Here is a 26,447-nt window from a genome sequence, read left to right as displayed (position 1 = left end):
GACATGCCGGCAGCACGGGATCAGGTTCCGCGGGAACATCAGAACCTCGCCGGGACGAACTCCGCGACATCATCCGCAGGCCCGGGATATGTGTGGTGTCAGCTCCGGCGTGGACCCACAAACAGTCGCGAGGCGCGCCGGACACAGCGTGGCGGTACTCTTCCGCGTCTACGCCAAGTTCATCGATAACAGCGACGACGCGGCCAACGCGAAGATCACCGCCCTACTCCGCGACCGCGGCGGGCCGGGCAACCGCCCCCGCTGAGCTGGTCGATGGCCCGCCAACCCGACCGCCAGGGAGGACGGCCGCCACCCCGGCGGTAGCAGGCTGGGGCGTGTGGAGAGCGAGTTCCAACCCTCGGCCGTCCCGGAGGACGGCCGCCACGCGAGTTGCTGCTCACCATCATCCACACGGGTCGGGCTGTTCCAACCCTCGGCCGTCCCGGAGGACGGCCGCCACCCGGCCGTGTTCGAGGAGGCCCGCCGCTACCTGGAGTTCCAACCCTCGGCCGTCCCGGAGGACGGCCGCCACCAGGCCGTGTTCGAGGAGGCCCGCCGCTACCTGGAGTTCCAACCCTCGGCCGTCCCGGAGGACGGCCGCCACCAGGCCGTGTTCGAGGAGGCCCGCCGCTACCTGGAGTTCCAACCCTCGGCCGTCCCGGAGGACGGCCGCCACCAGTCCCCCTGGTCCTCCCCGGTGGCCTCCTCGGCCTCCGGGATGGCGTTCCAACCCTCGGCCGTCCCGGAGGACGGCCGCCACCGCCAGGTCCAGGAGTTGCGGGCCGACCTGGCGAGGTTCCAACCCTCGGCCGTCCCGGAGGACGGCCGCCACACCCCATCCTTGACGCCGTTTCGGTGCCGTCATGAGGTTCCAACCCTCGGCCGTCCCGGAGGACGGCCGCCACCGCGCGTGGACGCGGCCGTGCTGCTGGCCGCCCACGAGTTCCAACCCTCGGCCGTCCCGGAGGACGGCCGCCACCTGATTCAGCGCAAGGCCGCCGCGAACTCCTACGTGACGTTCCAACCCTCGGCCGTCCCGGAGGACGGCCGCCACCGTCACAGGCGAGCCGTCCGAGCGGCCGGTGTACCTGTTCCAACCCTCGGCCGTCCCGGAGGACGGCCGCCACGAGGTGACCCGGGCCAGCAGCTCGATGGTGGTGTGGTTCCAACCCTCGGCCGTCCCGGAGGACGGCCGCCACCGGCGAGTTCGACGGCGGCCGGCGTGGTGGGCGCCGGGTTCCAACCCTCGGCCGTCCCGGAGGACGGCCGCCACGCGCACCCCTGTACGACGCACTGTAAACCGGCCCTTCAGTTCCAACCCTCGGCCGTCCCGGAGGACGGCCGCCACCAGATGCCGCCGGCGCGGCCGGCGACGTAGGCAGCGACGTTCCAACCCTCGGCCGTCCCGGAGGACGGCCGCCACAAGTCGGTCGGCGCCTCGCTGTTGCGGCGCAGCCGGTTCCAACCCTCGGCCGTCCCGGAGGACGGCCGCCACGCCGTGCGCCGGCCGGCAGTCCCGCATAGAGAAAGGGGTTCCAACCCTCGGCCGTCCCGGAGGACGGCCGCCACTCGCGCTGGCGGGGATCGCTGCGACGATCCTGGTGGTGTTCCAACCCTCGGCCGTCCCGGAGGACGGCCGCCACCCCTTTCCCCCCATTGCTCTGGCGCAGAGGCAGTACAGGTTCCAACCCTCGGCCGTCCCGGAGGACGGCCGCCACCCCTCGACCCACACAACCGAACCTCTCCAGACGGAAGGTTCCAACCCTCGGCCGTCCCGGAGGACGGCCGCCACTCCCGAGCGTCCCGTCCCCGGGGGTGGCAAGGCAGATGTTCCAACCCTCGGCCGTCCCGGAGGACGGCCGCCACTCCCGAGCGTCCCGTCCCCGGGGGTGGCAAGGCAGATGTTCCAACCCTCGGCCGTCCCGGAGGACGGCCGCCACCTGCTCGCCGCCGGCGCGCTCGCGGCGACCGAGGACGTTCCAACCCTCGGCCGTCCCGGAGGACGGCCGCCACCCCCGATGCCCGCGCCAGAGCAGGATCCCGAAGAGGTTCCAACCCTCGGCCGTCCCGGAGGACGGCCGCCACGACGCCCTTGTGGCGCCCCTGGCGCTCGGCCGCGAAGTTCCAACCCTCGGCCGTCCCGGAGGACGGCCGCCACCCGCAGCAAATGCCGGACGGTCTCCAGGCTGTTTCCGGGGTTCCAACCCTCGGCCGTCCCGGAGGACGGCCGCCACTACACCCGCCGGACATCACACCGGGAGACCAGGAAGTCGTTCCAACCCTCGGCCGTCCCGGAGGACGGCCGCCACCCCGTCCACGGGCCCGCAGAACGCCGCAGAGGGGGCCGTTCCAACCCTCGGCCGTCCCGGAGGACGGCCGCCACTCTGGGGGTCGCCCTCGCGGCTCACCTGGTGGTCGAGTTCCAACTCTCGGCCGTCCCGGAGGACGGCCGCCACCACCTGGACCCACTACGCGGCGTTCCACGAGTTCGTGTTCCAACCCTCGGCCGTCCCGGAGGACGGCCGCCACATCCTCACGGCGAACCCGTTCGGCACGGTCGACACCGAGTTCCAACCCTCGGCCGTCCCGGAGGACGGCCGCCACCCGCCGGGTGCCGGCGGTCTGGCCGCGACGGTGCGGTTCCAACCCTCGGCCGTCCCGGAGGACGGCCGCCACCGCCGAAGCAGTGTTCGACTCCGTGGGCGGGAAATCGTTCCAACCCTCGGCCGTCCCGGAGGACGGCCGCCACGCGGTGAACCTCGTTGCCCCGCAGCAGGTAGCGCCAGTTCCAACCCTCGGCCGTCCCGGAGGACGGCCGCCACTCCGGCTTGGGGAGCGGGAAGCCTCGTTTCCACCGCTGTTCCAACCCTCGGCCGTCCCGGAGGACGGCCGCCACCGGTGCACGACGCGATCCTCTGACCGAGCACCCGACGTTCCAACCCTCGGCCGTCCCGGAGGACGGCCGCCACGGCAGCTCCATCTGCCCCACGGTCGCCACGGACACGTTCCAACCCTCGGCCGTCCCGGAGGACGGCCGCCACTGAGCGCACGGCCGCTGCCGCCCGCCGCAAGGCGGAGTTCCAACCCTCGGCCGTCCCGGAGGACGGCCGCCACTCCCGGCTGGTGACGGGATCGACCGAGCTGCACGCCGAGTTCCAACCCTCGGCCGTCCCGGAGGACGGCCGCCACCGGCGCTTCGTCCCTGTCGTCAACCTCTCGACGTGCGGTTCCAACCCTCGGCCGTCCCGGAGGACGGCCGCCACCCGAGCGACAGCGCGGCGAGCAGCCTCGAGGTCTTCTGGTTCCAACCCTCGGCCGTCCCGGAGGACGGCCGCCACACCCAGGTGGCGCCGGTCCACACGATGCCGGCGGCGTTCCAACCCTCGGCCGTCCCGGAGGACGGCCGCCACCGGTGGCCAGGGCGGGCGGGCACTCCATGCTGCGGACGTTCCAACCCTCGGCCGTCCCGGAGGACGGCCGCCACCTGCCACGTCCGGGGGATCAAGGACACCTCAGGGGACGGGTTCCAACCCTCGGCCGTCCCGGAGGACGGCCGCCACGGCGCCTGAGCAGGGGCGATAGCGTTCGCGGCCTCCTGCATCGGCGCCAAGTGCATGCACTCATCACCCCAATACGGACATTCCACTTCGGTGCGGTGCGGCGATTCTCGGCATGCTTGCGGTTCCGAAGCAGCGCCACGAAGAGGGATAGGAGGTTGCGGCAGCCCACTTGCCGCTCATGGGCGCCCTCCCCTTCCGGCCATCCTCCCATGCCGCAAGCAGGCGCCCCAGGCATCGGGCGGCGACTCCTATTCCAGAAAACCAGGTTCCAAGTTCCCGCCCGGCTCGCGTTGACCATTTCATTTCGCTCGTCTGTTCGCTTTGGGGTGGGCTACCGCTATCCGCCCTCAATTGTCAGTGGCGGGTTGTACGGTTCGGCGCATGTCTGAGGAGACAACGGGGACTCCCTCTGCTTCAGGGGCAGTCGAGCCGTTATGGGCACACAGCCGGAGCGAGGTTTCCAAGCGGCGTCACACGCTGGAGGACCACCTGCGGGGGTCTGCCGAGTTGGCGCGACGTTTCGGAGAGGTCTTCGGGTACGGGGATCTGGCCGCGTATCTCGCGCTGGTGCATGACGTGGGGAAGTCCAGTTGTGCGTGGCAGCAGGGCTTGGTGCGCGCGGAATGTAAGGGCGGCCGGGTGGGGGTGCCGCACAAGGACGCTGGGATGCTGCTGGCCGCGGAGCGTCTCGGTCTCGCATGCGGTGGCGTCGTCTTCGGTCACCACGGCGGGCTGCTCGACTGGGAGCGGCTGCGGGACGAGTTGGATGAGGCCCTGGATGGTGCGTCCTCTCGGGGCCGTGCCGCCGCCGAAGCCATCGGCATCATGCGGAAGGTCATTCCGGAGATCGTTCCGAGCAAGCCTCTGAACGTGCCGTCGTGGTTGGCCCGGCCAGCTCGACGTCGAGGCTCGGACGTTCGCCCGGATCTGTTGCTGCGGATGCTGTTCAGCTGCCTGGTGGATGCCGACTATCTCGACACCGAGGCGCACTTCCTGGATGAGGAGCCGCGGCTCGGCCCCGTGCCCGACATGGCGGCGCTGGTCGAGCGGTTCGAGCAGCGCCGCCTGGAAGAGCTCGCGAAGCGGGAGCCGTCCGCGATGGATGCCGCACGCCGGAGCCTCTACAAGCAGTCGGTGGCCGCGGCGGCCGGTGAACGAGGTATGTATGTGCTGCACGGGCCTACGGGTTCGGGGAAGACCCTGGCGATGGCCGGCTTCGCGCTGCATCACGCGGCGCGGCACGCGTTGAAGCGGGTGATCGTCGCAGTTCCGTTCATCAGCGTCACCGAACAGAACGCCCAGGTGTATCGCAGGATGTTGGAACCCGACGAAGGTGGTGGCGACGCTTCGTCAGTGGTTCTGGAGCATCACAGCGAGGCGGACCTCGATGACGAGTCGGCGCCCTGGGCGCGGCTCGCGGCGGAGAACTGGGACGCTCCATTCGTCGTCACAACGACGGTGCAGTTGTTCCAGTCGCTGTTCTCACGCAAGCCGGCGGCGATGCGGAAGCTCCACCGGCTGGCCGGGGCCGTGATCGTGCTAGACGAGGTCCAGTCCCTGCCGGACCACCTGCTCGCCCCGATCCTGAGCGGGCTCCGCGGATTGGTGGAGGACTTCGGGGCCACCGTGGTGCTCGCCTCGGCCACGCAGCCGGAGTTCTGGTCGCTCGCGCAGCTCGACGGCCTGCCCGCGCGCAGGATCGTCGAGGACCCCGCCACACTGTTCGAGCAGTCGCGGCGGGTGACGTACGAGTGGCTCCGGGGGCCGGAGGTGACGTGGGAGCGCGTGGCGGACGAGGCGACGACCAGCCGACAGGCACTCACCGTGGTGAACACGACCAGGAGCGCCGCCGCCCTGCATCAGCTTCTTGAGACTCGGGCCGCGGGGGCGGTGCTGCATCTGTCGACGCGGATGACCGCCGGGCATCGGCGAGCGACCATCGCGCGCATCCGGGAGTTGCTGGACGAGAACGAGCCCTTGCAGGTGGCCTCGACTTCGCTGGTGGAGGCCGGGGTCGATCTCAGCTTTCCACTCGCCCTGCGGGAGGAGAACCTGCCCGAGTCCATGCAACAGGCGGCCGGCAGATGCAACCGGGAGGGCCTTCCTCAAAAGGGCCGGGTCGTGCTCTTCCGGATCCACGAGGAGCAGCAGCGGGCACGGCGCGGCCGGGGCCCGGCGGCGATCACCCTTGAGGCCGGTCTCGCGGCGGCACGCAGCTACTTCGGCCCGGAGGAGGGGCAGCGTGACCCGGATGATCTTCAGGCGTTGGCCGCCTACTACGTCGAGCGCTACGCGCAGCAGTTGGCGGACGGTAGTGGCATGGGGTCGGAGATTGACGAGCAGCGGGTCAGGTTGAACTTCGAGTCCGTTGCGGCGGCGTTCCAGATGATCGACGACACCTTGGGGGTGCCGGTCATCGCCGTGCATGAGGAGAAGCACCGGGTGGAGGTGGAGGCCGCGGTCGCGGTGCTGCGCAGCGGTTTCGGGTCGTTGCGGGAGACGTTGCGGATGCTGCAGCCGTACATCGCCCGGCTGCCCCGCTGGGAGGCGGAGGCGGCGCGGCGGGTGGGTCTGGCGGAGCCGGTCCTGGGTGATGGCCTGTTGCTGTGGTGCGGCTCCTACCACCCGTTGCGCGGTATTGACCCGATCGAGAAGGAGAACAGGAGTGAATTCACCGTATGACCACCGCGCCCCTGCACAACCGTGGCCGTGATCGCGGCAATAGCGGTTGGAAGTACCCCGACCTGGTCGTGGAGACCCGAGGGCCGTTCGCCTGTTTCACCCGCCCGGAGTTGAAGGTGGAGCGGGTCAGCTATCCGCTGATGACGCCGTCGGCGGCCCGCGGCCTGCTGGAAGCCATCTTCTGGAAACCGGAGTTCCGTTACGTGGTCCGCAGGATCGAAATCCTGCGACCTGTCGCCTGGTTCCAGTTGCGGCGCAACGAGGTGAACAGCGAAATCACCGCGCACGACCTCCGTGGGCTCGCTTCCCACCCCGGCTACCGATACGACGCCGAGCAGGACCGGGACCAGCGCAACACCGTCGCCCTCCGCGATGTCGCGTACCGCATCCATGCCCAGATCCGCACGATCTCCCACGACGGTGAACCGCCGCCCAGCGAGAGCAAGTACCGCGACCAGCTGCGACGCCGCGTCGAGCGGGGCGCGTGCTTCTCCCAACCGTTCCTCGGCTGCCGGGAGTTCACCGCCGAGTTCGGCCCGGCCACCGACGCCCAGCCGCACGACACGGGGTTCGAGGAGCTGGGCGTGATGCTGCACTCGATCGAGTACCCGCCCTGCGGCAGCGCCGGCCAGGAACGCTACCGCTGGTTCCGGGCCACGTTGAACGGCGGCGTACTGATCGTGCCGGAAGAGCCTCTCCCCGAGGGCTCCGTGAACATGCCCACGGTCATCGACGAGGAGGTGTAGCGATGCTCGTGCAGTCCCTCGTCGGCTTCGCCCAGGACAACGCCGACCGCCTGCCGCCGATGTACTACCGGCCCAGGCCCATCGACTGGGTCCTGCTCATCACGCACCAGGGCACCCGGGCCCAGCTCAGCCGCCGCCCCGGGCGCAGCAGCACCGACCGCAGGCCCGTCGAACTCAACACGCCCTACGCGGCTCGCTCGGGCACCCGGCCACCGCCGTCCCTGATCGTCGACACCGCGCAGTTCGTCCTCGGCGTGCCGGCGGCGGACAAGAAGACCGGGACGGCGTCCGAGGCGGCTGTCGCGGAGGCGGAACGCCGTCACGAGGAGTACCTCGACCTCCTACGCCGCTGGGCCGCATCCGACCCCGGTCCGGGGCCGGCCGCGGACCTGTTGCGCTTCCTCGACGAGACCGGCCTGGGTCGGGTCGCGCTCCCCGATGGCCTGGAGGCGTCACACACCGTGGCCCTCCTCGTCGACACGCGTTGGCTGCACGAGCTCCCCTCGGCCCGCGCGTTCTGGAGCGACGAGGTGAGCCGGCGCAAGAGCGGCAAGAGCGCCCAGGGCATCTGTCTGGCCTGCAACACCAGCGGAACGCTGCTGGACACCATCCCTGTCGACCTCAAGCCCGGGCTCATCCCGGGCGGCGGTTCGACAGGCCCCAAGCTCATCAGCGTCAACAAGGCCGCCCACGGTAGGGACGGCGTCACCTCCGGCCTCGCCGGCACCCCCATCTGCGAGCCCTGCGGCGCCCACTCCATGAGCGCCCTCAACCACCTCCTCGCCGATGAGGAACACCGCCACCGCGGCCCCGACTACACCCTCATCTGGTGGACCCGCCCCACCGCCCCCGACCCAGGAATCGCCCAACTCAACGAGTTGGAGCCCGACCCCGCACACATCGCCCACCTCCTCGATTCCCTCAACGACCGGCCTCGACCCGTCTCGCTGCGCCGCGCCGACAGCACCGCGTTCTACGGACTGACGCTCTCCACCAACAACGGGCGGGTCGTCGTCAGGGACTGGCTCGACGTCCCGCTGGAGGACATCAAGGCCAACCTCGGAGCCTGGTACGCCCACACCCGGGTCTGGGACGGCTGGCGGGACACGTACTGGTACCAGCCGGTGTGGCTCCTCACCGCGTCGACCGGCCGCTACGACGCGACCGCCGGCCGGTATCTCACCAAGTCCGCGCTCGACGGGCTGGAGAACCAGTTGATGCACACCGCGATCCGCAACACCCCTCCCCCGGCCCGGGTCCTGCCCAACGTCCTACGCCGAATCCAGTCCGACGGACGGCTGGACCCGGTCCGCACCGCCCTCATCCGACTCTCCCTCAGCCGAAGCACACGAGGACCCATGCCCGACAAACTCGACACCGATCTCACCGAGGCCGCCTACCTGAGCGGCCGCACGTTCGCCATCCTCGAGGAGATCCAGCGCAAGGCCCTGCCCGACGTCAACGCCACCATCGCCGACAAGCACCTCGGCCAGGCCATGCGATCCCCCGGCACCGCCTTCCCGGGGCTGCGGATCAACGCCCAGGCCCACCTCAAGCGCCTACGCCGAGACAAACCCGGGGCCTACTTCCGACTCAACGAAGCCCTCTCCCAGAGCCTCGAACGCCTCGACCACCGCCAAGGCGGCATCCCCCTCGTCCTCGACATCCAAGGTCAGGGCATGTTCCTCCTGGGCTACGAGCAGCAGCGCGCCGCCGACTTCGCCGCGAAGCGAGCAGCCAAAGCGGCAACCACGTAGCCGAGAACAGGACCGCCGAGCCGCCGCCCACCGCGAGCACCCCGGCGCGCCACATGCCCACCAGGCACCCATACCACTCACCGAACAGGACCTCAGCCATGCCCGAAAAGCACTGCGACCCCACCCTCAAGCACGACTTCGTGTTCTTCCTCGACGCCCGCGACAGCAACCCCAACGGCGACCCCGACAACGGCGGCGCACCCCGCATCGACCCCGTCAGCGGCCAGGGACTCATCACCGACGTCGCGATCAAGCGGAAGATCCGCAACACCATCCCCCTGCTCACCGCAGACCGCCCCGAGGGCAAGCACCACATCTACGTCGAAGCCGGCACCGCCCTCAACACCCAGCACGAACGCGCCTGGGCCACCGAAGCCTGCGGCCCCAAAGCCACCCCGGAACAGGCCCGGAACTGGATGTGCCAGACCTTCTACGACATCCGCATGTTCGGCGCCGTCATGTCCACCGGAGAAAAGAAGAAGCGCATCGGACGCGTCCAGGGCCCCGTCCAGATCACCTTCAGCCGCTCCCTGGACCCCGTCACCACCCTCGACCTCGGCATCACCCGCGTCACCCCCACCAAGGCCGAAGACCTCCAAGCCTTCCGCAGCGGCGAACCCGGCAAGGGCAAGGAGACCGAGATGGGCACCAAGAGCGTCCTCGCCTATGGGCTCTTCCGCGGCGAAGGCCACTTCAGCGCCCCCCTCGCCACCGGGAAGAACGGCACCGGCGTCACGGCCGAAGACCTCGACCTGTTCTGGCGCGCGCTCACCCACATGCTCGAACACGACCGCTCATCGGCCCGCGGCGACGTCAACCTCCGTGGCCTGTACGTCTTCACCCACGACGACGCCTTCGGACGCGCCCCGGCACGCGAACTCCTGGACCTGGTCACGATCAAACCCCTCGGCCACACCGGCGCCCGCTCCTTCGCCGACTACGGCCGCGCCCAGATCGACGAGGCGGCCGTCCCCGACGGCGTCACCCTCAAGCGCATCGTCGGATGACCCACGCCGCACACGAGGGGGACCTGCTTCAAGTCCCCCTCTCCGCCCTTGAGCACTACACCTACTGCCCCCGGCAGGCCGGCCTCATCATGCTGGAGGACACCTGGGCCGACGACGCCGCGACCGTCCGCGGCACCATCGCCCACCAACGCGTCGACACCCCCGGGCACCGCCGCCGCGACCAGACCCGCACCCTCCACGCCCTACCCGTCTGGAACCACGACCTCGGCCTGATCGGCATCTGCGACACCGTCGAACTCCACCACGATGGCACCATCCTGCCCATCGAGCACAAGTCCGGGCCCTACCATCCCGGCGGAGCCGCAGACATCCAAGCCGGCGCACAAGCCCTCTGCCTGGAAGCCATGTTCCAGCGCCCCGTCCCCCACGCGGCCGTCTACTCCTACACCGACCGCCGACGACACACCATCACCGTCGACGACGCCCTCCGCCAGCAGATCGCGGACGCGACCGAGCATGTCCGCACCATGCTGACCACCCAGCACCTTCCCCCAGCGGCGGCCGACCGCCGCTGCCGCCGCTGCTCGTTGGCCGCGACATGCATGCCGAGCGTCCTGGCCGGCACCCGCAAACTCCACACGGCCCTCGCCGACCTCTACTCCCCACCACCCGACATCCCGGAATGACCAGACCCAAGGCCACCCAGTGACGATCGAAGTCCTCAACACCCTCTACGTACAAACCCAAGGAACAGACCTACGCCTCGACCAGGACGCCCTGCGCATCCACCTACCCGACGCCCAAGGCCACAAGACCCTGCCGTTACGCCGCATCGACAACATCGTCGTCTACGGCAACATCAACCTCTCCACCCCACTCATCACCCGCTGCGCCCAGGACAACCGCCCCATCACCTGGATGAGCGGCACCGGCCGCTTCGAAGCCCGTCTCGAAACGCCGGCCAACGGCAACATCCTCCTGCGCCACGCCCAACACCTCGCCCACGCCGACCCCGCACACCGCCTCGACCTGGCGCGCCCCATGGTCGCCGGAAAGCTCCGCAACAGCCGCTGGATCCTCCTCAAAGGAGCCCGAGACGCCAAGAACGGCCCCCAACAGAGCGTCCGCGACGCCGCGGAGAACATCCGCGACCTCATCGAAACCATCCCAGCCGCCGACTCCCTCGACACCCTCATGGGCATCGAAGGCAACGCCGCCCGCCTCTACTTCACCGCCTTCCGCCACCTCCAACGTCCCCAAGAGGGCATCCCCTCCCTCACCCAGCGCACCCGGCGCCCACCCACCGATCCCACCAACGCACTGCTCTCCTTCACCTACGGCCTCCTGCGCACCCTCGTCCACGGTGCCTGCGAACACGCCGGCCTGGACCCCCGCCTCGGCTTCCTCCACGGCCTCCGCCCCGGAAAACCCGCCCTCGCCCTCGACCTCATGGAGGAATTCCGCGCGCCCCTCGCCGACCGCTTCGTCCTCACCCAACTCAACCGCCGGCAACTGCGATCCGACCACTTCGAAACCCTCGACGGCGGCTCCGTCAACCTCACCGAAGACGGCAGAAAGACCGTCTTCAACGCCTGGCACGAATGGCGCACCCGCCCCTGGCACCACCCCCTCACCGGCCGCGAAATCCCCGCCGGCCTCATCCCCGCCCTCCAGGCCCGCATCCTCGCCCGCCACCTCCGCGGCGAACTCCCCGCCTACCTCCCCTGGATCACGGCCTGATGGACCTACTCCTCACCTACGACGTCAACACCACCACGCCCGCCGGACGCCGCCGACTCCGAAAAGTCGCCAAACTCTGCGAAGGCTACGGACTACGCGTCCAACACTCCGTCTTCGAGATAGTCGCCGACGACAGAACCCTGCCGAGGCTCCTTGACGACCTCAACCAACTCATCAACCAAGACACCGACAGCATCAGGATCTACGCTCTACCCAAGGACGGCTTCAACACCGTCCGCCCCCTCGGCACAGCCCGAATCATCCAGCACCGCGACGACCTCGTCCTCTAGACAGGTTCGGAACCACAAGCATGCCAAGAAACGCCGGAGCGCACCGAAGCAGATTGCCCCAACTACGGGGAAAACTGACCAGCCCCGGCGGCTACACAAAGAACACCATCCGGCGTCTCCCCTGCTCAGACGCCGTGGCGGCCGTCCGCGAGGGCGGCCGTGGGTTGGAACCTGACCTCGTGGACGATCCCGGATGCAGAGCAGCTGTGGCGGCCGTCCGCGAGGGCGGCCGTGGGTTGGAACGCTTCGGCGGCGGTGATGCGGTTCTCGATCTCCATGTGGCGGCCGTCCGCGAGGGCGGCCGTGGGTTGGAACCTTGTCGGACTTTCGGGGCAGTCGAGTGACGATGCGTGGCGGCCGTCCGCGAGGGCGGCCGTGGGTTGGAACGGCGCCCTGGTCGTCGGGGGCGACGGGCCCACCGTCGGGTGGCGGCCGTCCGCGAGGGCGGCCGTGGGTTGGAACCACTTGCGGATCACGCACCGCCCCTACCCCATCGGCTGTGGCGGCCGTCCGCGAGGGCGGCCGTGGGTTGGAACGGCGTAGATGGCGCGCATCTCGGCACCGCGCGACCCGTGGCGGCCGTCCGCGAGGGCGGCCGTGGGTTGGAACAACCAACTCGCCGCACGCATGGAGGAGTCCGGCGTAGTGGCGGCCGTCCGCGAGGGCGGCCGTGGGTTGGAACGATCGGTCGCTTGCCGGTCGGTGGCGCGTGGCCACCGTGGCGGCCGTCCGCGAGGGCGGCCGTGGGTTGGAACGCCACGGACACCACCGCGACGCCGCCCGCTGGCATGCGGTGGCGGCCGTCCGCGAGGGCGGCCGTGGGTTGGAACGGCACCACCCTCGCGCCGGTGAACATGCCGCAGGGGTGGCGGCCGTCCGCGAGGGCGGCCGTGGGTTGGAACTGGTCCCGATCGGCCCGGACAACTCGGAGATCCGGTGGCGGCCGTCCGCGAGGGCGGCCGTGGGTTGGAACGGTGAGGTCTCGCGGGAGCGGGTTCCTGCGGACCCTGGTGGCGGCCGTCCGCGAGGGCGGCCGTGGGTTGGAACTTCCGGTTGGGGCGGCCGTCGCCGATCCGCTGGCCGTGGCGGCCGTCCGCGAGGGCGGCCGTGGGTTGGAACGGCGAACGCGTGGTGCGCGCCACGGACGGCACGTACAGGTGGCGGCCGTCCGCGAGGGCGGCCGTGGGTTGGAACGGGTTGACGCCGTCCGACCGGTCACAGCTGAAGATGTGGCGGCCGTCCGCGAGGGCGGCCGCGGGTTGGAACCAGGTGACCTGTGTCGGCCCGACCGACGAGGTCGCGGTGGCGGCCGTCGGCGAGGGCGGCCGTGGGTTGGAACGAGCTTGGGCCCGTGCCCCAAGATCCGCTGCCCGACGTGGCGGCCGTCCGCGAGGGCGGCCGCGGGTTGGAACGACCTCCTCGGGCGTACACCGCAGTTCGGCCGCCTGGGTGGCGGCCGTCCGCAAGGGCGGCCGTGGGTTGGAACGCTGCCCGGTACAGCGCACGCACCGTGGCGACGGTGGTGGCGGCCGTCCGCGAGAACGGGCACCGATGGCGGCTGTGACCACGAGACAGCCGCTCTCGCAGAGGTCAGAGGGATGAGCCGAACACCGCTTCGAGGCCCTCGATGGTCACACCCATCACCCAAATGCACGAGAAGAGGGCAGACAGCAGCGTACGCGCGTAGCTGGCACCTTCCGATCGGACGAGTACGGCAACGAGCCCACCAGCTGCCAAAGCGATAAGCGCTGCCGATTGCATAGCCATCTGAGCTTGATCGCCCATTTCGCATCACCTCTGTTCAGTGAAGCGTATTGAAAAGATGCGGCGCCTGAGCCACGCCGCTACAAGAGGAAAAACCTCGAGGCGGGAGTCCATGGACTCCCGCCTCGCTAGAAGGATCAACGATCTCAGGCTTCAGTACGCCTCAATGTTCCAATCCACAGCCGCACTGCACAGCGACTGCTCGGCACTGAGCCAAATGGCACTTCAGCACCCGTGAAAGCAATCCTAAAACCCCGCCGGGTCAAGTCGTCGAACGCGGTCCCCGGACTGGTGCGGCAGTCCAGGAGTCGGGACACGTACGACTGTTCCCCACCTGGGGCATATTCATCGACCCGCTCGCGGGAAGTCGCTGCCCCCACCGGCTGGATCCGCCCCGAGGCCGTCCGCCGCCCAGCGGGCTGAGGAATACCTTCAGCCGTTGGCCGAGGCCACCGCGTCCCCGACCTGAACGCCCCCGCCATCCGCGAGCAGTTCACTAGGAAGCGCACCGCCGTCACCGCCGTCGTCAGCCTGGCCGACCTCACCACGGCGGAAGACAACGCCGGCACCCACACAGTGTGACCCTGGCTGCGGCATCACGAGACTCGATGTCCCTCAAAAATAAGAACCGCCATCCAGCGGAAATTTACGATTCGGTCTCGAACGGTAGGGCGGAAACGGTGGGCGGTCTAGGGCGTCCGCCGTAGCCGACTTTCGGGCCGCCACTAATGAACGTGAAAGGGCTGGCTACGGGGGGAGGGGGCATCTTCCGGATTGCCGTCACGGTGACCGCCATGTGGTTGCGTGAACGCTCGGCGCCATTGGGCGCGCGGATGATCGTCGCGCCGGGCCGGATTGTCGTCGCCGACTCGGGTTGCGCGCAGCCGCATCCGCTACCTAGCGCGGGTCCGTGGGATCGGTTGCGCACCGCCTTTATAAGCTCTTGCCGGTGACGTCAGTTGCAGCCGTCACCTGCCGATCGGCTGGGCATCGTCGTCGTCATCGGCCGCCGTCACTGTAGGTCAAGAAACTTCCTGGATTTGCGGGCGAGTTCACCCTCAAGAGTGTGCGAGATTTGGTATCGTTATTCATGTCGAAATCGGTTGGCCCTGAATTCGACGCGAATCACGCATCACCAAGAAGGGAATCTCGTCCATGAATTCATCTGCTCTTCCCAGCGGCGGAAGCTTCCGTGACCTTGAGGTCGGCGGCGACGCGATGCGCTCGATCCCGACGCCCCCGGCAGGGAGTCAGGTCGAGCCGGCCGACGGCGCTGAGCGCGGGGAGGCGACGGCTGCGGTCGTCGACGCGTACTCACGGGCGGATGCCCTGGAGGACGGCGTCCTGGTCGCCGTTGACGCGGAGTTGGCCCGTCAGGCCGGGCTGCCCGTGCCGGTGGCGCTGACCGCTGCGGCCCATGCCGATTGCGTGGCCTGGAGCGCGGAGGACGACGCGCGCAAGGGGACGTGCCAGGACGAGGTCGGCCGGCTGTGGGACGTGCTGAACATGGTGCGGTTCGCCCTGCGGCGCCTGCGGCGGACCGAGTGGCGGTACCTGGTCGAGCTGTACCGGGTCCCGCGCCCGGGTCGGGCCCGGACCGCGCGCCGGACGGTGCTGGCTGTCGAGATCGGCCCCGGGGACTCGGGTGAGCCGGTCCTGACGATCATGCTGCCCGACGAGAGCTGAACCACGTGTGCTGGGACGGCGGTTGGCCCCGCCGTCCAAGCACCGGCGAACCACACCACTCACCGAGAAGGAAGGACAGCGGAAGATGAACGACACGACGGAGAAGAACCGCCCGCGAGCGGCGACCAAGTCCACCCGACCTGCGAGGAAGACGGCGGCGCCGGCCGTTCGACGGCGGACGGCGCGGGTGACGAGCGAGGCCGCGGTGGTCGAGGCCGGGGCCGGTGCGTCACGACGTGGGACGCCTGGAGTATCTGGACCCGCACGCGCTGGTGGTCGATCCGTTCAACCACCGTAAGAAGCGGGAGACGGGCGACTCCACGGAGCCCGACCGTGCCCTGGTCGCGAGTGTCAAGGCGATGGGCGTTCAGGTCCCACTGCTCGTGCGGCGCCAGGCAGACGGCACGACGCTGGGCGTCGTGTGGGGGCAGCGTCGTCTGGGTGCCGCGTTGCTCGCGGCGAAGGAGGCGAAGGCGAGGAAGCGGCCGTACGCGCTCGTGCCATGCCTGCTGCGCGATGACCTGGTCGGGGTCGATGACGAGGCGTTGGTGGCCAGCATGGTGGAGAACGTCCACCGCAGGGCTGCCAGCGAGCGTGATGACGTCGACGCCCTGACACAGCTCGCGCTCATGGACCTCGGCGAGGAGAAGCGTGCCCTGCACGCGAAGGCGCTGGGCTACCGGCCGGCCGAGATCCGGGTGGCGAGCCGCGCGGCAAAGCTCGACAACGAAGAGTTGGCGGCCGTACTCGGGGCGGCCTTCGACCTGGTAGAGGCGGCGGACTTCGCCGAGGTTCACGACGTGCCGGGGGCGCTCAGCACGTTGTCCCACGCCAAGACCTTGGATCGGAAGAAGGGCGAGGGGTGGCGCGGCCACTGGGCCCACGCCCTTCAGTGCCTCCGGCAGGAGAAGGCCGACCGCGAGCGGCGCGCGGCTGCGCAGGCCAAGCTGGCCGACGCGGGGGTTCGCGTCGTCGCCTACAAGTACTCCTGGGCGTACGGGGACGTTCGGCCGCTGACGGACCTCCAGACCGGGTTAGGCAACCCCGTCACGCCCGAGCACCACGCCGCCGACTGCCCCGGGCACGCAGCCGCACTGCATCCGGAGACAAGCGAGCCGGTGTACGTCTGCACGACTTGGCAGCGACACCAGCTCAACGCCGAGGCCGCGCCGGCGGCAGGCGCTGAGCCCGTCGACCGTGCGGCGGAGCTGGCCAAGCGGCGGCACACGATCGCCTCCAACAAGGCGTGGCGGGCGGCCAGGGAGGTTCGGTACGCGTTCATCACCGAACTCTGCGGCCGCAAGACGGCCTCCGACGCGGTCTGGACGACGGCCCTGTCTCTGATCACCGGGGTCGGCTACGTGTACTCGCGCTACACCGGCCGGCACCGCACGGACCTGACCGCTCGCTTCCTCGGTGTCCCCGACCCCAACAAGGACGAGGCGAGCGCCGACCCGTTCGGGCCGGTCATCGCCCGCACCGGGAAGGCGCGCCGCTGGCGGCTGCTGCTCGCCCACACGGCCGCCGCGATGGAGTCCGAGGTCATGCACGACCACGCATGGCGGAGCCCCGGTGACGATCTCCGTGGCTGGCTGGCGTTCCTGGTCGGCGAGGGATACGTCCTCAGTGACATCGAGCGGGAGATGTGCGCGCCGGCCGAAACCGCTCCGCCGTCGTCGCCCGAGGCGGAGAACGACACCGACGGTTAGTCGATGGTGATGGACCGGCGGCCGTCCGCCACCAGGACGGACCTCCGAAGAGGCTGGCCCGGCCGCCGGTCCCGCGAACCACGCACCCAGCCCCGAAGGGAGGCACGCAGAAGACCTCAGTCTAACGACCAACCTCGGCGCCGAAGTCGAGAGCGACACGACGCCGAAACGCCCAAACGAAGTGCATAAAGATTGGTAAAGTTATTCATGTCGAAAAGCCTGGTTGGCCCCGGGCCCGACGCGAACCACCCACCGTCCGGAAGGGCAACACCATGTCAGACCACCTGCGTCTCGTCCCCGAGCCCGACCAGCCCGACAGCGGCGCCGCCTGCTACACGCAGCAGGAGCTGCACGACGCGACGGAGCTGTTGTTGGAACACCTCCAGCAGGTCGCCGAGCACGCCGGCCAGCCGCTCCGCGAGCTCATCGAGTCCGACGTCTTCGGCCTGCACACGCTGGCCTACATCGTCACGCTGCGGCGCACCGACAACCACGTGCACGAGCGCGCCGCCGGGCTGTTCTTCCGTCTGCTCCACCGTACCTCCGCGCACCGGGATCTGGCGCTGAGCGCGCTCGGCCACCTCTACCGCGACGCGCCCAGCACACCGCCACCGCTGCACCTCCTCGAGTCCTGAAAGACCGGCGTGGCCCTGGCCAACCAGGGCCACGCCCGCGAACTGCCCGCTGTCTCCACATCACCTCAGGACTCGCCATGCACCACCCAGCCGCTGAGGAACACCGCCTCCCCGCGGATCCCGCCACGCGGACGCCCGACGCCACCGAAAGCCGCGACGGCATCGACCGACTCACCATCCACCTCAGGTCGCGCCTCACCGCGGTCGAACTCACCCAAGTCCTGCTCGACTCCCCGTTCCAGGACTACGGCTCGGCCAGCATGAACCGGATCCGCGAAACGGTGGAGAAGCAGCTTCTCTATCACGGTGGCTTCGTTCTCTTCATGTGACGGCGAATATGCGTCGGCCACGATTGGAGGGAACTCAGATCGGCTGGACGTATGGAGCCCGCCATGCGGGAGACGGGTCCGCGCCGAGTTCTGTCCAGTATTCGCGGCCGCTGGTGATCACGCCGTTGCGGATGGTCCAGAAGGACGCCACCCGATGGATGCCCATCGTGTCGTGAGGGACCTCGACCTCGGAGACGACTTCGTTTCCGGACGACACGATGCGGAGGACGTTGATCGACCATCCCTCCGGATACTCCGCGTTGATGCGCACGTAGTTCTCGCGGCCCAGGATGCGTTCACCGCTGACCGGCCACTCCACAACTACATCATCTGCCAGCAGCTCACCAACGCCTGCCCAGTCCCGGTCCTGCATACGGTTCCAAAGCATCTGAACGGTCTTTGAAGGTTCCATGACCACATCCTGCATGGCGCCACTGACGGTGGCGCCGCTGTTTCGCATAGGCGTGGACGATCGTCGCGAGAGGTCCCTCCCGCCGGCTGGATCGACGCGGGCGCCCCCGTCCTGCTCCTGCATCACCGCCACGGTGAACCGCACCTTCCGCCGACGGCCCGATGCCCCCGCTACCAACTCCACATCCGACGACCAGCCCGCACGCACCGCGCTACGTCCTGTGGCGCGCAGCACCGGCTCTTCTGATGCCGGATGGGCGACTTCGCCGTGTCCGTCGCCCCCACGGGTGACGGGCGCGGCCCTTCGTGGCCTGGTTTTGGTTTGATTCTCCGTGTCGGCTCACGATCCCGTGGGACCACCGCCAGGACACGAGCAGACCAGGGAGACCACGGTGATTCCCGCCGGCCGCACGCCCGCCGACTCCGCCCGCGCCGCGCAGCTCCTCGGCATCGCGCTGGGCACCTTCCGCAACCGGAAGGCGTGGCAGAAGCTGCCCCCCACCCTCAGCCGCTCGGGCACCCGTCAGCGGATCTGGGACGAGGAACAGCTCCTGGCCGCCGTCGAAGGCCGCCCCATCCCGGAACTTCCCGCAGTGGCCGATCCCCGAGACCTGCTCGACCTCGAAGAGGCCCGGCTCAGCATCCCCGAGGAGCAGCGTCCGACCGAGGAGACCTGGGCCAGCTACATCTCCGACGGCACCGGCCCGAGCCCCGACGAGAAGGTGTTCGGCGTCCCGCACTTCCACCGCGAGACCATCCCCGCCTGGCTCGCCTCCCGCCCGGGTCGCGGAGCCGGCGGCGGGCGGCCAGTCGGCGCGACCGACAGCCGGCCCCGCGACCACTCCAACAACCCCCGCCACCAACTCGCCCACCAGCGCCTCGAACACGTCCGCCGGCTGCTCGCCGCCGGGGAGGAGACACCGGCCGAGCGAGTCGCACGCGAGCTGTCGATCTCTCACCGGCACGCCGAGCGGCTGATCGCCCAGGTCAGCACCGAAGGCTGAGGTCGTCAGGTGGTCGCCGCGGCCGCCGAAGTGGCTTCGCCACAAGCCTGCGCCGGCACCTGCTCGACGGTCGGCGACGAACGCCGAACCTCCTGCTGGACACGTCGGTGCTCGCGTTGCAGGGCGCGAATGTCGCGCGCGTCGAACGTGACGACCTCGGCCAGAGCCTCGACCGACGGGAACATCTCGACGGCGTTCGCCACCGCGGCTGCCACCGCCGCTCTGGCCGTCTCGAATTTCGCCACCGCGCCGTCGATCTCGTTCAGCGCCGTCGTCTGCGCCTGCTGACGCCGCCGCACCTCGACTCGTTCCTTCTCCTGCCGTTCCCGAAGCCGGCGCCGCCTTTCCTGCATTGCCCTGTCACGTTGTGAGGCCATACCCGGCATGCTCTTGGCATTCCCGTTGTTGTCGCAACGCGCCGCGCCCTCGCGGGCGCGGCGGCCCGCCCGAATGGGCGGCCCACAGCAGGTGGAACGCCATCATCGCAGAGAGAATCGACGAGACCAGAAGCAGGCAGAGCCAAGGAGCTCACCACAGCCCAGCGAATAGCACATGCAGTCAGCTGCACAGGCAGCGAAATTCGAAGAGAAACGACGGCACACCGTTTGCACTCCGGCCATGAACTCGAATTTCAGCCTATGCTGCCGCCATGATCCGGCACTTTCCCAGCACCGTGGAAAGTGTTGGATCGGGCGGTGGAACATGATTACCCTGCACCCGATCAGCGCCGGGTCGGGCATCGACTACCTGCTGCGCACCGTCGCCTCCGGCGACGTGACGATCGGTCGGAGCAAGGCCGCCGAGTACTGGGCCTCCGGCGGCGACACCCCGGGTGAATGGTGGGGGAGCCAGGCCGCCGCGCTGGGGCTGCGCGGGCCGGTCGGCCAAGGCGCCGCCGACGCGGTGTTCAAGGACGGCGTCGACCCCACCACAGGTCGCCCCCTGGGACGGGCCTGGCCGAGGTATCCGTCAACGGACGAGCACCTGGAGACGCTGCTCGCCGCCGAACCGAACGCCTCCGCCGCACGGCGCGAGCAGCTTGCCGAGCAGGCCGAGAAGCTGGGGAACCGCGCTGCGCGCTCCGGGTGGGAGATGGTGTTCTCACCGGTCAAGAGCTTCGCCGTGCTCTGGGGATGCGCGAGCGACACCACGCGCAGCCGGCTTGAGGAGGTCGAGAGGACCGCGTTCCGGAAGGTCTTCAACCGTCTGGAGCGGGAGGCGTGCTGGACCAGAAGCGGCCCCGGCGGAGTCGTGCAGCTACGTGGCCAAGGGCTGATCGCCGCCGGGTTCGAGCACCGCTCCAGCCGGGCCGGCGACCCCGACTGGCACCGGCACGTGGCGATCTCGACGAAGGTCCGCACGCCGGACGGCCGCTGGCTGGCGCTGGATGCCAGGCACCTGCACCGGCTCGTCGTCTCGTTCTCCGCCCAGTACACCGCCGAGGTCGAGCGCGGCATGTTCGAGAAGTTCGGGGTGGTCGCCGCCCCGCGAACCGACACCATTCGGCAGGACAAGCGGCCGGTGCGCGAGTTCCTGGGCGTCTCGGACGCGGTGGTCAGAGCGTTCTCCGCGCGGCGCGTGCAGACGGAGCGTGCCTTGACGGCGTTGCTGCGCGAGTTCCGGCAGCTGCACGGAAGGGAGCCGGCCAGGGCCGAGGAGTACGAGCTGGCCCAGCGCGCGGCGCTGACCGCACGCCCGGACAAGCAGGCCCACAGCCGTGAGGAGGAACGTCTTCAATGGCGCGCCCGCGCCCGGAAGCTCGGTGTTCGTCGACCACGTCGCTGGCTCGCCCGAGCTCGCCGGGCGTCCCGTCCGGCCACGGTTCGACGGCACGAGGGCGTGCCGCTGCCCGAAGTCGTGGAGCGGGTCCTGGCGACGCTGGAAAGTGATCGGGAGTCCTGGACACGGGCGAACGTGGAGGCGGAGGCCCACCGGCAGCTGGTCGCCGCCGGTTGGCACCTGCGGCCGGAATGGGACGGGCTGGTCGATCGGGTCGTGGAGCACGTGCTGCACCCCGGCCGGTGCGAGCTGATCTCGCCGCCGGAGCCGGTGCCCGTCCCCGCGTCCTACCGGCATCCGGACGGTACGCCGGTCTTCGTCCAGCACGGCGCCGCCCGCTACACCAGCCACACGCTCAAGGCCAAGGAAGGCGACCTGGTGGACGCCGCCCGGCGCCCCGCGCCGGTGCGGGGCCTGACGCCCGATCAGGTGGACGCGGCGCTCGCGGCCGGCCGCCGGACGCGGGGGTTCATGCCGTCCGCCGAGCAGCAGCGCGTCGTCCGCGCGGTCTTCGTCGGCGATGCCCGCCTGCAGGCCATCACGGGAGGCGCCGGCACGGGCAAGACCAGCATCATGGCCCTGGTCCGCGAGGTCGCCGACGCGCACGGCATCCCCGTCCTCGGGCTGGCCCGCGGCCAGGCGCAGGCCGACAATCTCGCCGAACGAGCGGGCATCCGTGCCGAGAACCTCGCCCGTTGGCGCTTCATGTCCGAGAAGTTCGCCCCGGGCAGCGCGGAGTGGACGCTGCCGGCCGGCGCGGTGGTCATCGTGGACGAGGCCGGCCAGGCCGACACCCATGACCTGCACGCCATGCTGGGCCAGGTCGAGAACGCCGGCGGCAGGTTGTTGCCGATCGGCGACCCGCGCCAGCTCGGCGCCCCGGGCGCCGGCGGCGCGCTGGACATCATCGCCAGCGACGCCGGTGCGTTGCGGCTCACCGAGGTCCGCCGGTTCCGCAACGCCGACGGCACGCTTCGGCAGTGGGAGATCGACGCAGCCGCGGCGCTCTCCGAGGGGGACGGCGACGCCGCGTGGATCGCCTACTCCTCACGCGGGCGCCTCCGCGAAGGCGCCCTGGACGTCTTGCTGGAGGAGGCCCACGCCGCCTGGCGCGCGGACACCGCAGAAGGGTTGAGTAGCGTGCTGCTCGTCCCCATCAACGCGCTCGCCGCCAAGCTCTCCCATGTCGCCCGCACCGCCCGCGTCGCGGACGGAACCGTCGACGACACGGTCACCATCGAGCTCGCCGACGGCAACCGCGCCGGAGCCGGCGACCAGATCGTCACCCGCGCCAACGACCGCCGTCTCACCTGCTGGAACCGAGCCCGCCAGTACGTGCGCAACGGCGACGTCTGGACGGTCGTCGCCGTCACCGAGGACGGCGACCTCGACGTCCGTCACGCCCGCACCGGCGGCCGGCTCACGCTCCCGAGCCACTACTGCGCCGCCGGCGCCGAGCTGGGCTATGCCATCACCCACGACCGCGCCCAGGGCGTCACCGTGCACACCGGCCACGCCCTGATCGTGCAGGGCATGAACCGCAACAGCGTCTACCCCGCGCTCACGCGCGGGGCGTTGGAGAACCACGGCTACCTCGTCTGCCGCGACACGATTGACCTTGAGAGCGGTGAGCCGGCCCCCGACCGCACCGGTCGGCAGCTGTGGGCCGGGGTCGTCGCCGCTGACGGCACCCAGCTCTCCGCCACGGCGTGGCAGCGCGCCGCGCTCGAGGAGTCCGAAGCTCTGCGCACCCATGAGCCCCGTCTTCGGCAGGTGCTGCGCGACATCGCCGAGGCCGAGATCATCGACGCCATCGCCCGCCTCCTCAGCCCGGAAGCGGCGCGCCAGCTTTCCACCGCGCCGGCCTGGCCCGCCCTCCTCGCCCAGCTGCTCCAGCTCGCCGAGGCCGGGATCGACACCGACCGACTATTGAAGCAGACTTACTACTCCCGCGACTTCCTCACCCCCGAGGGCACACCGGTCGATGACGCCGCGGCCATCGTCCATGCACGCAACCGCCGAGCCCTCGAAGACGCCGGCCCTGGCGCCTTCCTCCGCGAGCCGGAGGCGGCCGCGCCTGCCACCGCGGTCAGCTACGAGGCGGACCCGGTCGCCGATCCCACCGACGTGCTCAAGGCCATCGGTCTGCGTCTCCCCGACGACGACCGCCAGGACGACCGTCGGGAGTACGCGCACGCCCTCGCCCGGCAACTGCGCGAACGCGCAACGGCGCTCGCCGACCGGGCCCAGCAAGACGCCGGTGCCGGCCTCGGTTGGGCCGCCGCCTACGGCCCCGAGCCGGAGTCCGTCCCCGACGCCGTCGCATGGCGCGACCGCCTCGCGGCGGCGGCCGCCTACCGCGACCTCGCCGACTACCGAGGGGCCGATCCGACCGGCCCTACTCCGCTCGCCGAGGACGGCCACCAACGGGGCCTCTGGCGCGCCGGCCAACTCCCCACCCCCGAACCGGTGCCCGTCTACGCCGCCCAGTTGGCCGGTCGGGCACCGACGTGGCTCGACGCCCTCGGCCCCCGCCCAGGACCTGGTGATCGGCTGCGCCCCGTGTGGGACGAGGCCGCGCACGCCATCGGCGTCTACCGCGCCCTGTGGGAGCACCAGGCCGAGCACGCCGCGCTCGGCGGGCACCCGACCGACCCCGTCCAGGCCGCCGACTACCGCACCGCCGCCCAGGCCGTCGCTCGCTGGCGCCTCGCCACCCCACCGCCCGCCGCCCTGCGCCCCGACATCATCGCCGCGCGCGGGCAGGCCGGCGACTCTCACGCGACCGCGGCCCAGGAGGCCGCGGACCGCTGGCACGCCGCCGACCAGGCGGCCACCCGCGCCGCGCAACAGGCCGAGGACGCCACCAACCGGGCCGCCGCCGCGGCAGCTTCCGCCGACTCGGCCACCGCCCACGCCCAGGCCGACCAACTGCTCCGGCAGGTGGCCCGAGCACGAAGCGAGGCCGACCTGGCCGTGGCCGAGCGGGACTCCGCCGCACGGCGGCTCGAACAACTCGCTCCCGATCTCCTCAAGGCCCGCGCCGACGCCCGCCGCGCCGCCGATCTCCGCCGCCGCCAGGCCCAACGCACCCTCGCCGACGCTCGCCTCCGTGACGCCTACCGCAACACCAGTCGGCCCACGTCGAGCAGCCCGGGACCCCAACAGCCCGACATCCCCGGGCTCTGATCCGAGGGGAAGATTTCACCCTTATCGGCGACGTGCCGATCACCCCCACCTCGCCATTCACAGACGAAAATGGATGGTCAACATTGCCACCTCACACACCGGGAGACGTTTATGGCGGCGACCACTTCGATGACCGAGTTGCACGAGGCGCTGCGCAGCGACGAGCCGAAGGACGTTCTCGACGCCAGTTGGGAAGCCTTCGACCTCGGCGTGCAAGCCGCTGATGCGGTCGCGTGGACCGACGGGTTCGACGAACTACAGGCCCTGGCCGCCGGACAGGTCTGCCTCGCCGGCCGGGCCATGTTCTTCCCTCCCCAAGCTGGCAGCCCTCCGTCCCTCCCGGGGTCACGAGCAGAGGCGTTGTCCCGGTGCGCGGCCTTGCTGAGGCACGTCCACGAGGCACTTATCGCGCTCACCGACTGCCCTCAGGTGCCCACCGAGTCGGTGCTCACGGCGGCTGACCTGGCCCAGCAGGCCGCGCAATCGCTTGAGTCGATCCGGGAGATCTAGCCGTGCCGGCCACCCTCGGCGCCGCGTTCGACGCCTCCGTCGAGGCGCTGCGCGCGGCCACGCGCGCCCTCCCGGCCATCCCCGCCGCGGGACAGACGCGCAGCCTGCTCTTCCAGACGCAGGAGGTGTTCGCCGCCCTCCGCGCCTACCCCGACACCTTCGCCCGTGACGCCGCCCAAGCCCCCGGCCGCGGCACGGTGATGGGCCAGGCCCTGGCCGACATCCGCGCCCACTTCGCCGTCGCGGACCGGCACCTAGCCCAAGCGCTGCGACGCTCGGTGGTCATCAGCGGGCCGGGCGGCGAGCCCGCCGACCACCTCCAGGCCGCCGCGACCCAACTCGCCATCTCACGCGACCTGATCAGAACCCACCGAGGCCCCGACGGCGATCCCGTCAGCCCCTACCTCTCCCTCCTGGCCGCCGCCGGCGCCCAGCGGTACGTCTTCTACCGCGTCACCGACCTGGCCTGGGAACTCGGCCACTTCGTGGAACGCCTGGGCCGGGTCAGCTTCAGCCCGAGCACGCGAGTCGCCCTCCAACATGCCCGAGCGGCGTTGCACCGGGCCGTCGTGCTGGGCCGGGAGGCCAACGCCGACCGGATGCTGGAGTTCGGCCAACTCACCCCCGCCCCGGCACTCGTCGTCGACCACGCCTTCCGGCCAGACCTCCCCGCCACGCTGGATCGCGTCGGCGAGGAGTGCGACCGGGTGAACCGCGCCGTCTTCGAAGCCAGCCGCGCCGCCGGCAGACCACTGAGCGGTTCGGACCTCCAGGAGATCACCCGAAGCCTCGCCCTCGGACACCTCCTGACCGGCCGCCTCCTGCTCCACCTCGCCGAACACCAACCTCAGGAGATCGCCGACCAGCTTCGCGCCACGGCCGACGGCCTGCGCACGGCAGCGCAGAACTGGCGCTCCGTGGACGGGGCCTTCCGCAGGATCGTCGACCTCACCGACCCCCGCGAGCACCCGACCCTGCCCCGCTACAACTACGTCCAGGTCCAGACCCGCCAGGTCGCCCTGATGCCCCGAACCGGACCACACCCGGCCGTCATCAGCGCCCAAGCCATCAGCGTCCGCATCGGCCAACTCCTCTACGGCGGGCAGTGGACCCCCACCACCCCGCGCCCCCAACCTCGCCACGCGCCCGACATCCTCCGCGACACCGACGGAATCGGCCCGCTGCTCCGCGATCTGCACCGCCTGCCGGCCCTCGGCCAACACCTCTCCCAAGCCGGCCCCCACCTGCTCGACCGCATCAAGCGCAACCTCGTGACCGACTCCGTCGAACACCGCCCCCTCCGCGCCGACCGGAGAACCCGCTGGTTCACAGCGCCCGCCCGGCAACTCGACCGCGTCCTCGGTGCCATCCACACCGCGGCCGAGAGCGCGAAGAAGGCCACCCGGATGATGGTCGCCAGCGCAGCCGTCGCCGGCACCGACACACCACGAGCGCGCCTCGACAGCCACGCCCGCCGGCTCGGCACACCTGGGCCGCCCGCCCCGCCCAAGGTTCCCGGGATCAACGCCCCCGCCGTCGAGCCGGCCCAGGAGCGCTGGCTACCGACCCACCGAATGCCCGCACGACGCCAGGACATCGAGCGCAGCCTCCGGCTCGCCTACGAACGCCCCGGAGAGCCGCTGCCGCGTTCCCCACGCCCGGCTCGTCCTTCAACGCCGTCGATCTGA

18 protein-coding genes and 2 CRISPR repeat arrays are annotated in these 26,447 nt (G+C 70.5%); of the genes, 16 read left to right on the top strand and 2 right to left on the bottom strand.

The window, feature by feature from the left end:
• Positions 1–348: 348 nt before the first annotated feature.
• A CRISPR array of direct repeats spans positions 349–3,560; the repeat unit is 37 nt; unit sequence GTTCCAACCCTCGGCCGTCCCGGAGGACGGCCGCCAC.
• Between the two features lie 381 nt (positions 3,561–3,941).
• From ACYVPE_RS02340 to ACYVPE_RS02290, 11 genes are all read left to right on the top strand, one after another.
• Positions 3,942–6,242: a CRISPR-associated endonuclease Cas3'' gene (locus ACYVPE_RS02340; protein ID WP_461031646.1), complete on the top strand. Its 2,301-nt coding sequence runs from the start codon at positions 3,942–3,944 to the stop codon at positions 6,240–6,242.
• Entirely contained in the window at positions 6,239–6,988 is a 750-nt protein-coding gene (cas5c, locus tag ACYVPE_RS02335; protein ID WP_461031645.1) for a type I-C CRISPR-associated protein Cas5c, read from the top strand. Before ACYVPE_RS02340 ends, cas5c begins: the two co-directional genes overlap by 4 nt.
• A 2-nt stretch (positions 6,989–6,990) precedes the next feature.
• The gene (gene cas8c / locus ACYVPE_RS02330; RefSeq protein WP_461031644.1) at positions 6,991–8,745 is read left to right on the top strand and encodes a type I-C CRISPR-associated protein Cas8c/Csd1; all 1,755 of its coding nucleotides are present in this window, start codon (positions 6,991–6,993) and stop codon (positions 8,743–8,745) included.
• Positions 8,746–8,843: 98 nt separating this feature from the next.
• Positions 8,844–9,752, top strand: a complete 909-nt coding sequence (gene cas7c / locus ACYVPE_RS02325; protein ID WP_461031643.1) for a type I-C CRISPR-associated protein Cas7/Csd2 — start codon at positions 8,844–8,846, stop codon at positions 9,750–9,752.
• On the top strand, positions 9,749–10,399 hold the full coding sequence (cas4, locus tag ACYVPE_RS02320) for a CRISPR-associated protein Cas4 (protein ID WP_461031642.1): 651 nt from the start codon (positions 9,749–9,751) through the stop codon (positions 10,397–10,399). Before cas7c ends, cas4 begins: the two co-directional genes overlap by 4 nt.
• Before the next feature lie 19 nt (positions 10,400–10,418).
• Positions 10,419–11,453 (top strand): type I-C CRISPR-associated endonuclease Cas1c, encoded by a 1,035-nt coding sequence (gene cas1c / locus ACYVPE_RS02315; protein WP_461031641.1) that lies wholly within the window; start codon positions 10,419–10,421, stop codon positions 11,451–11,453.
• Positions 11,453–11,743: a CRISPR-associated endonuclease Cas2 gene (cas2, locus tag ACYVPE_RS02310; RefSeq protein WP_461031640.1), complete on the top strand. Its 291-nt coding sequence runs from the start codon at positions 11,453–11,455 to the stop codon at positions 11,741–11,743. The genes cas1c and cas2 overlap by 1 nt, the downstream gene beginning before the upstream one ends.
• 134 nt (positions 11,744–11,877) lie before the next feature.
• Positions 11,878–13,229: a CRISPR direct-repeat array (repeat unit 37 nt; unit sequence GTGGCGGCCGTCCGCGAGGGCGGCCGTGGGTTGGAAC).
• Between the two features lie 1,433 nt (positions 13,230–14,662).
• Positions 14,663–15,193: a DUF6573 family protein gene (locus tag ACYVPE_RS02305; RefSeq protein ID WP_461031639.1), complete on the top strand. Its 531-nt coding sequence runs from the start codon at positions 14,663–14,665 to the stop codon at positions 15,191–15,193.
• Positions 15,194–15,429: 236 nt separating this feature from the next.
• Positions 15,430–16,902, top strand: a complete 1,473-nt coding sequence (locus ACYVPE_RS02300) for a ParB/RepB/Spo0J family partition protein (RefSeq protein ID WP_461031638.1) — start codon at positions 15,430–15,432, stop codon at positions 16,900–16,902.
• A 272-nt stretch (positions 16,903–17,174) separates the two neighbouring features.
• Positions 17,175–17,537: a hypothetical protein gene (locus ACYVPE_RS02295; protein WP_461031637.1), complete on the top strand. Its 363-nt coding sequence runs from the start codon at positions 17,175–17,177 to the stop codon at positions 17,535–17,537.
• A 77-nt stretch (positions 17,538–17,614) separates the two neighbouring features.
• Positions 17,615–17,866 (top strand): DUF6181 family protein, encoded by a 252-nt coding sequence (locus tag ACYVPE_RS02290; RefSeq protein ID WP_461031636.1) that lies wholly within the window; start codon positions 17,615–17,617, stop codon positions 17,864–17,866.
• A 34-nt stretch (positions 17,867–17,900) separates the two neighbouring features.
• On the opposite strand, the gene ACYVPE_RS02285 is transcribed toward ACYVPE_RS02290, so the two are convergent.
• A complete protein-coding gene (locus tag ACYVPE_RS02285) occupies positions 17,901–18,239 on the bottom strand; it encodes a nuclear transport factor 2 family protein (RefSeq protein ID WP_461031734.1) in 339 nt (112 codons plus the stop codon).
• Positions 18,240–18,284: 45 nt separating this feature from the next.
• Here ACYVPE_RS02285 and ACYVPE_RS02280 point away from each other — a divergent pair, with 45 nt between their 5' ends.
• Positions 18,285–18,524 (top strand): DUF6349 family protein, encoded by a 240-nt coding sequence (locus ACYVPE_RS02280; RefSeq protein ID WP_461031733.1) that lies wholly within the window; start codon positions 18,285–18,287, stop codon positions 18,522–18,524.
• 103 nt (positions 18,525–18,627) lie between these two features.
• Positions 18,628–19,281 (top strand): hypothetical protein, encoded by a 654-nt coding sequence (locus tag ACYVPE_RS02275; RefSeq protein WP_461031635.1) that lies wholly within the window; start codon positions 18,628–18,630, stop codon positions 19,279–19,281.
• 5 nt (positions 19,282–19,286) lie between these two features.
• On the opposite strand, the gene ACYVPE_RS02270 is transcribed toward ACYVPE_RS02275, so the two are convergent.
• Complete coding sequence (locus ACYVPE_RS02270) at positions 19,287–19,658, bottom strand: hypothetical protein (protein ID WP_461031634.1); 372 nt, start codon at positions 19,656–19,658, stop codon at positions 19,287–19,289.
• 325 nt (positions 19,659–19,983) lie between these two features.
• On the opposite strand from ACYVPE_RS02270, the gene mobF reads away from it, so the two are divergent.
• The 3 genes from mobF to ACYVPE_RS02255 all read left to right on the top strand — a co-directional run bounded on the left by mobF (position 19,984) and on the right by ACYVPE_RS02255 (position 26,447).
• Positions 19,984–24,249, top strand: a complete 4,266-nt coding sequence (gene mobF / locus ACYVPE_RS02265) for a MobF family relaxase (RefSeq protein ID WP_461031633.1) — start codon at positions 19,984–19,986, stop codon at positions 24,247–24,249.
• 111 nt (positions 24,250–24,360) lie between these two features.
• Positions 24,361–24,759 (top strand): hypothetical protein, encoded by a 399-nt coding sequence (locus ACYVPE_RS02260; protein ID WP_461031632.1) that lies wholly within the window; start codon positions 24,361–24,363, stop codon positions 24,757–24,759.
• Positions 24,760–24,761: 2 nt separating this feature from the next.
• Positions 24,762–26,447: a hypothetical protein gene (locus tag ACYVPE_RS02255; RefSeq protein ID WP_461031631.1), complete on the top strand. Its 1,686-nt coding sequence runs from the start codon at positions 24,762–24,764 to the stop codon at positions 26,445–26,447.

The sequence above is a fragment of the Streptomyces mayteni genome (genome assembly GCF_054783955.1).
This window is presented reverse-complemented; position numbering and strand designations above follow the sequence as displayed.

Excerpts from the sequence above, each read along its gene's own strand:
- cas5c (WP_461031645.1), top strand. The coding sequence starts at position 6,239 with ATGACCACCGCGCCCCTGCACAACCGTGGCCGTGATCGCGGCAATAGC.
- ACYVPE_RS02295 (WP_461031637.1), top strand. The coding sequence starts at position 17,175 with ATGTCAGACCACCTGCGTCTCGTCCCCGAGCCCGACCAGCCCGACAGC.
- ACYVPE_RS02260 (WP_461031632.1), top strand. The coding sequence starts at position 24,361 with ATGGCGGCGACCACTTCGATGACCGAGTTGCACGAGGCGCTGCGCAGC.
- ACYVPE_RS02270 (WP_461031634.1), bottom strand. The coding sequence starts at position 19,658 with ATGGCCTCACAACGTGACAGGGCAATGCAGGAAAGGCGGCGCCGGCTT.
- cas2 (WP_461031640.1), top strand. The coding sequence starts at position 11,453 with ATGGACCTACTCCTCACCTACGACGTCAACACCACCACGCCCGCCGGA.
- cas7c (WP_461031643.1), top strand. The coding sequence starts at position 8,844 with ATGCCCGAAAAGCACTGCGACCCCACCCTCAAGCACGACTTCGTGTTC.
- cas8c (WP_461031644.1), top strand. The coding sequence starts at position 6,991 with ATGCTCGTGCAGTCCCTCGTCGGCTTCGCCCAGGACAACGCCGACCGC.
- ACYVPE_RS02285 (WP_461031734.1), bottom strand. The coding sequence starts at position 18,239 with ATGCAGGACCGGGACTGGGCAGGCGTTGGTGAGCTGCTGGCAGATGAT.
- ACYVPE_RS02305 (WP_461031639.1), top strand. The coding sequence starts at position 14,663 with ATGAATTCATCTGCTCTTCCCAGCGGCGGAAGCTTCCGTGACCTTGAG.
- cas4 (WP_461031642.1), top strand. The coding sequence starts at position 9,749 with ATGACCCACGCCGCACACGAGGGGGACCTGCTTCAAGTCCCCCTCTCC.
- ACYVPE_RS02340 (WP_461031646.1), top strand. The coding sequence starts at position 3,942 with ATGTCTGAGGAGACAACGGGGACTCCCTCTGCTTCAGGGGCAGTCGAG.
- mobF (WP_461031633.1), top strand. The coding sequence starts at position 19,984 with ATGATTACCCTGCACCCGATCAGCGCCGGGTCGGGCATCGACTACCTG.
- ACYVPE_RS02290 (WP_461031636.1), top strand. The coding sequence starts at position 17,615 with ATGCACCACCCAGCCGCTGAGGAACACCGCCTCCCCGCGGATCCCGCC.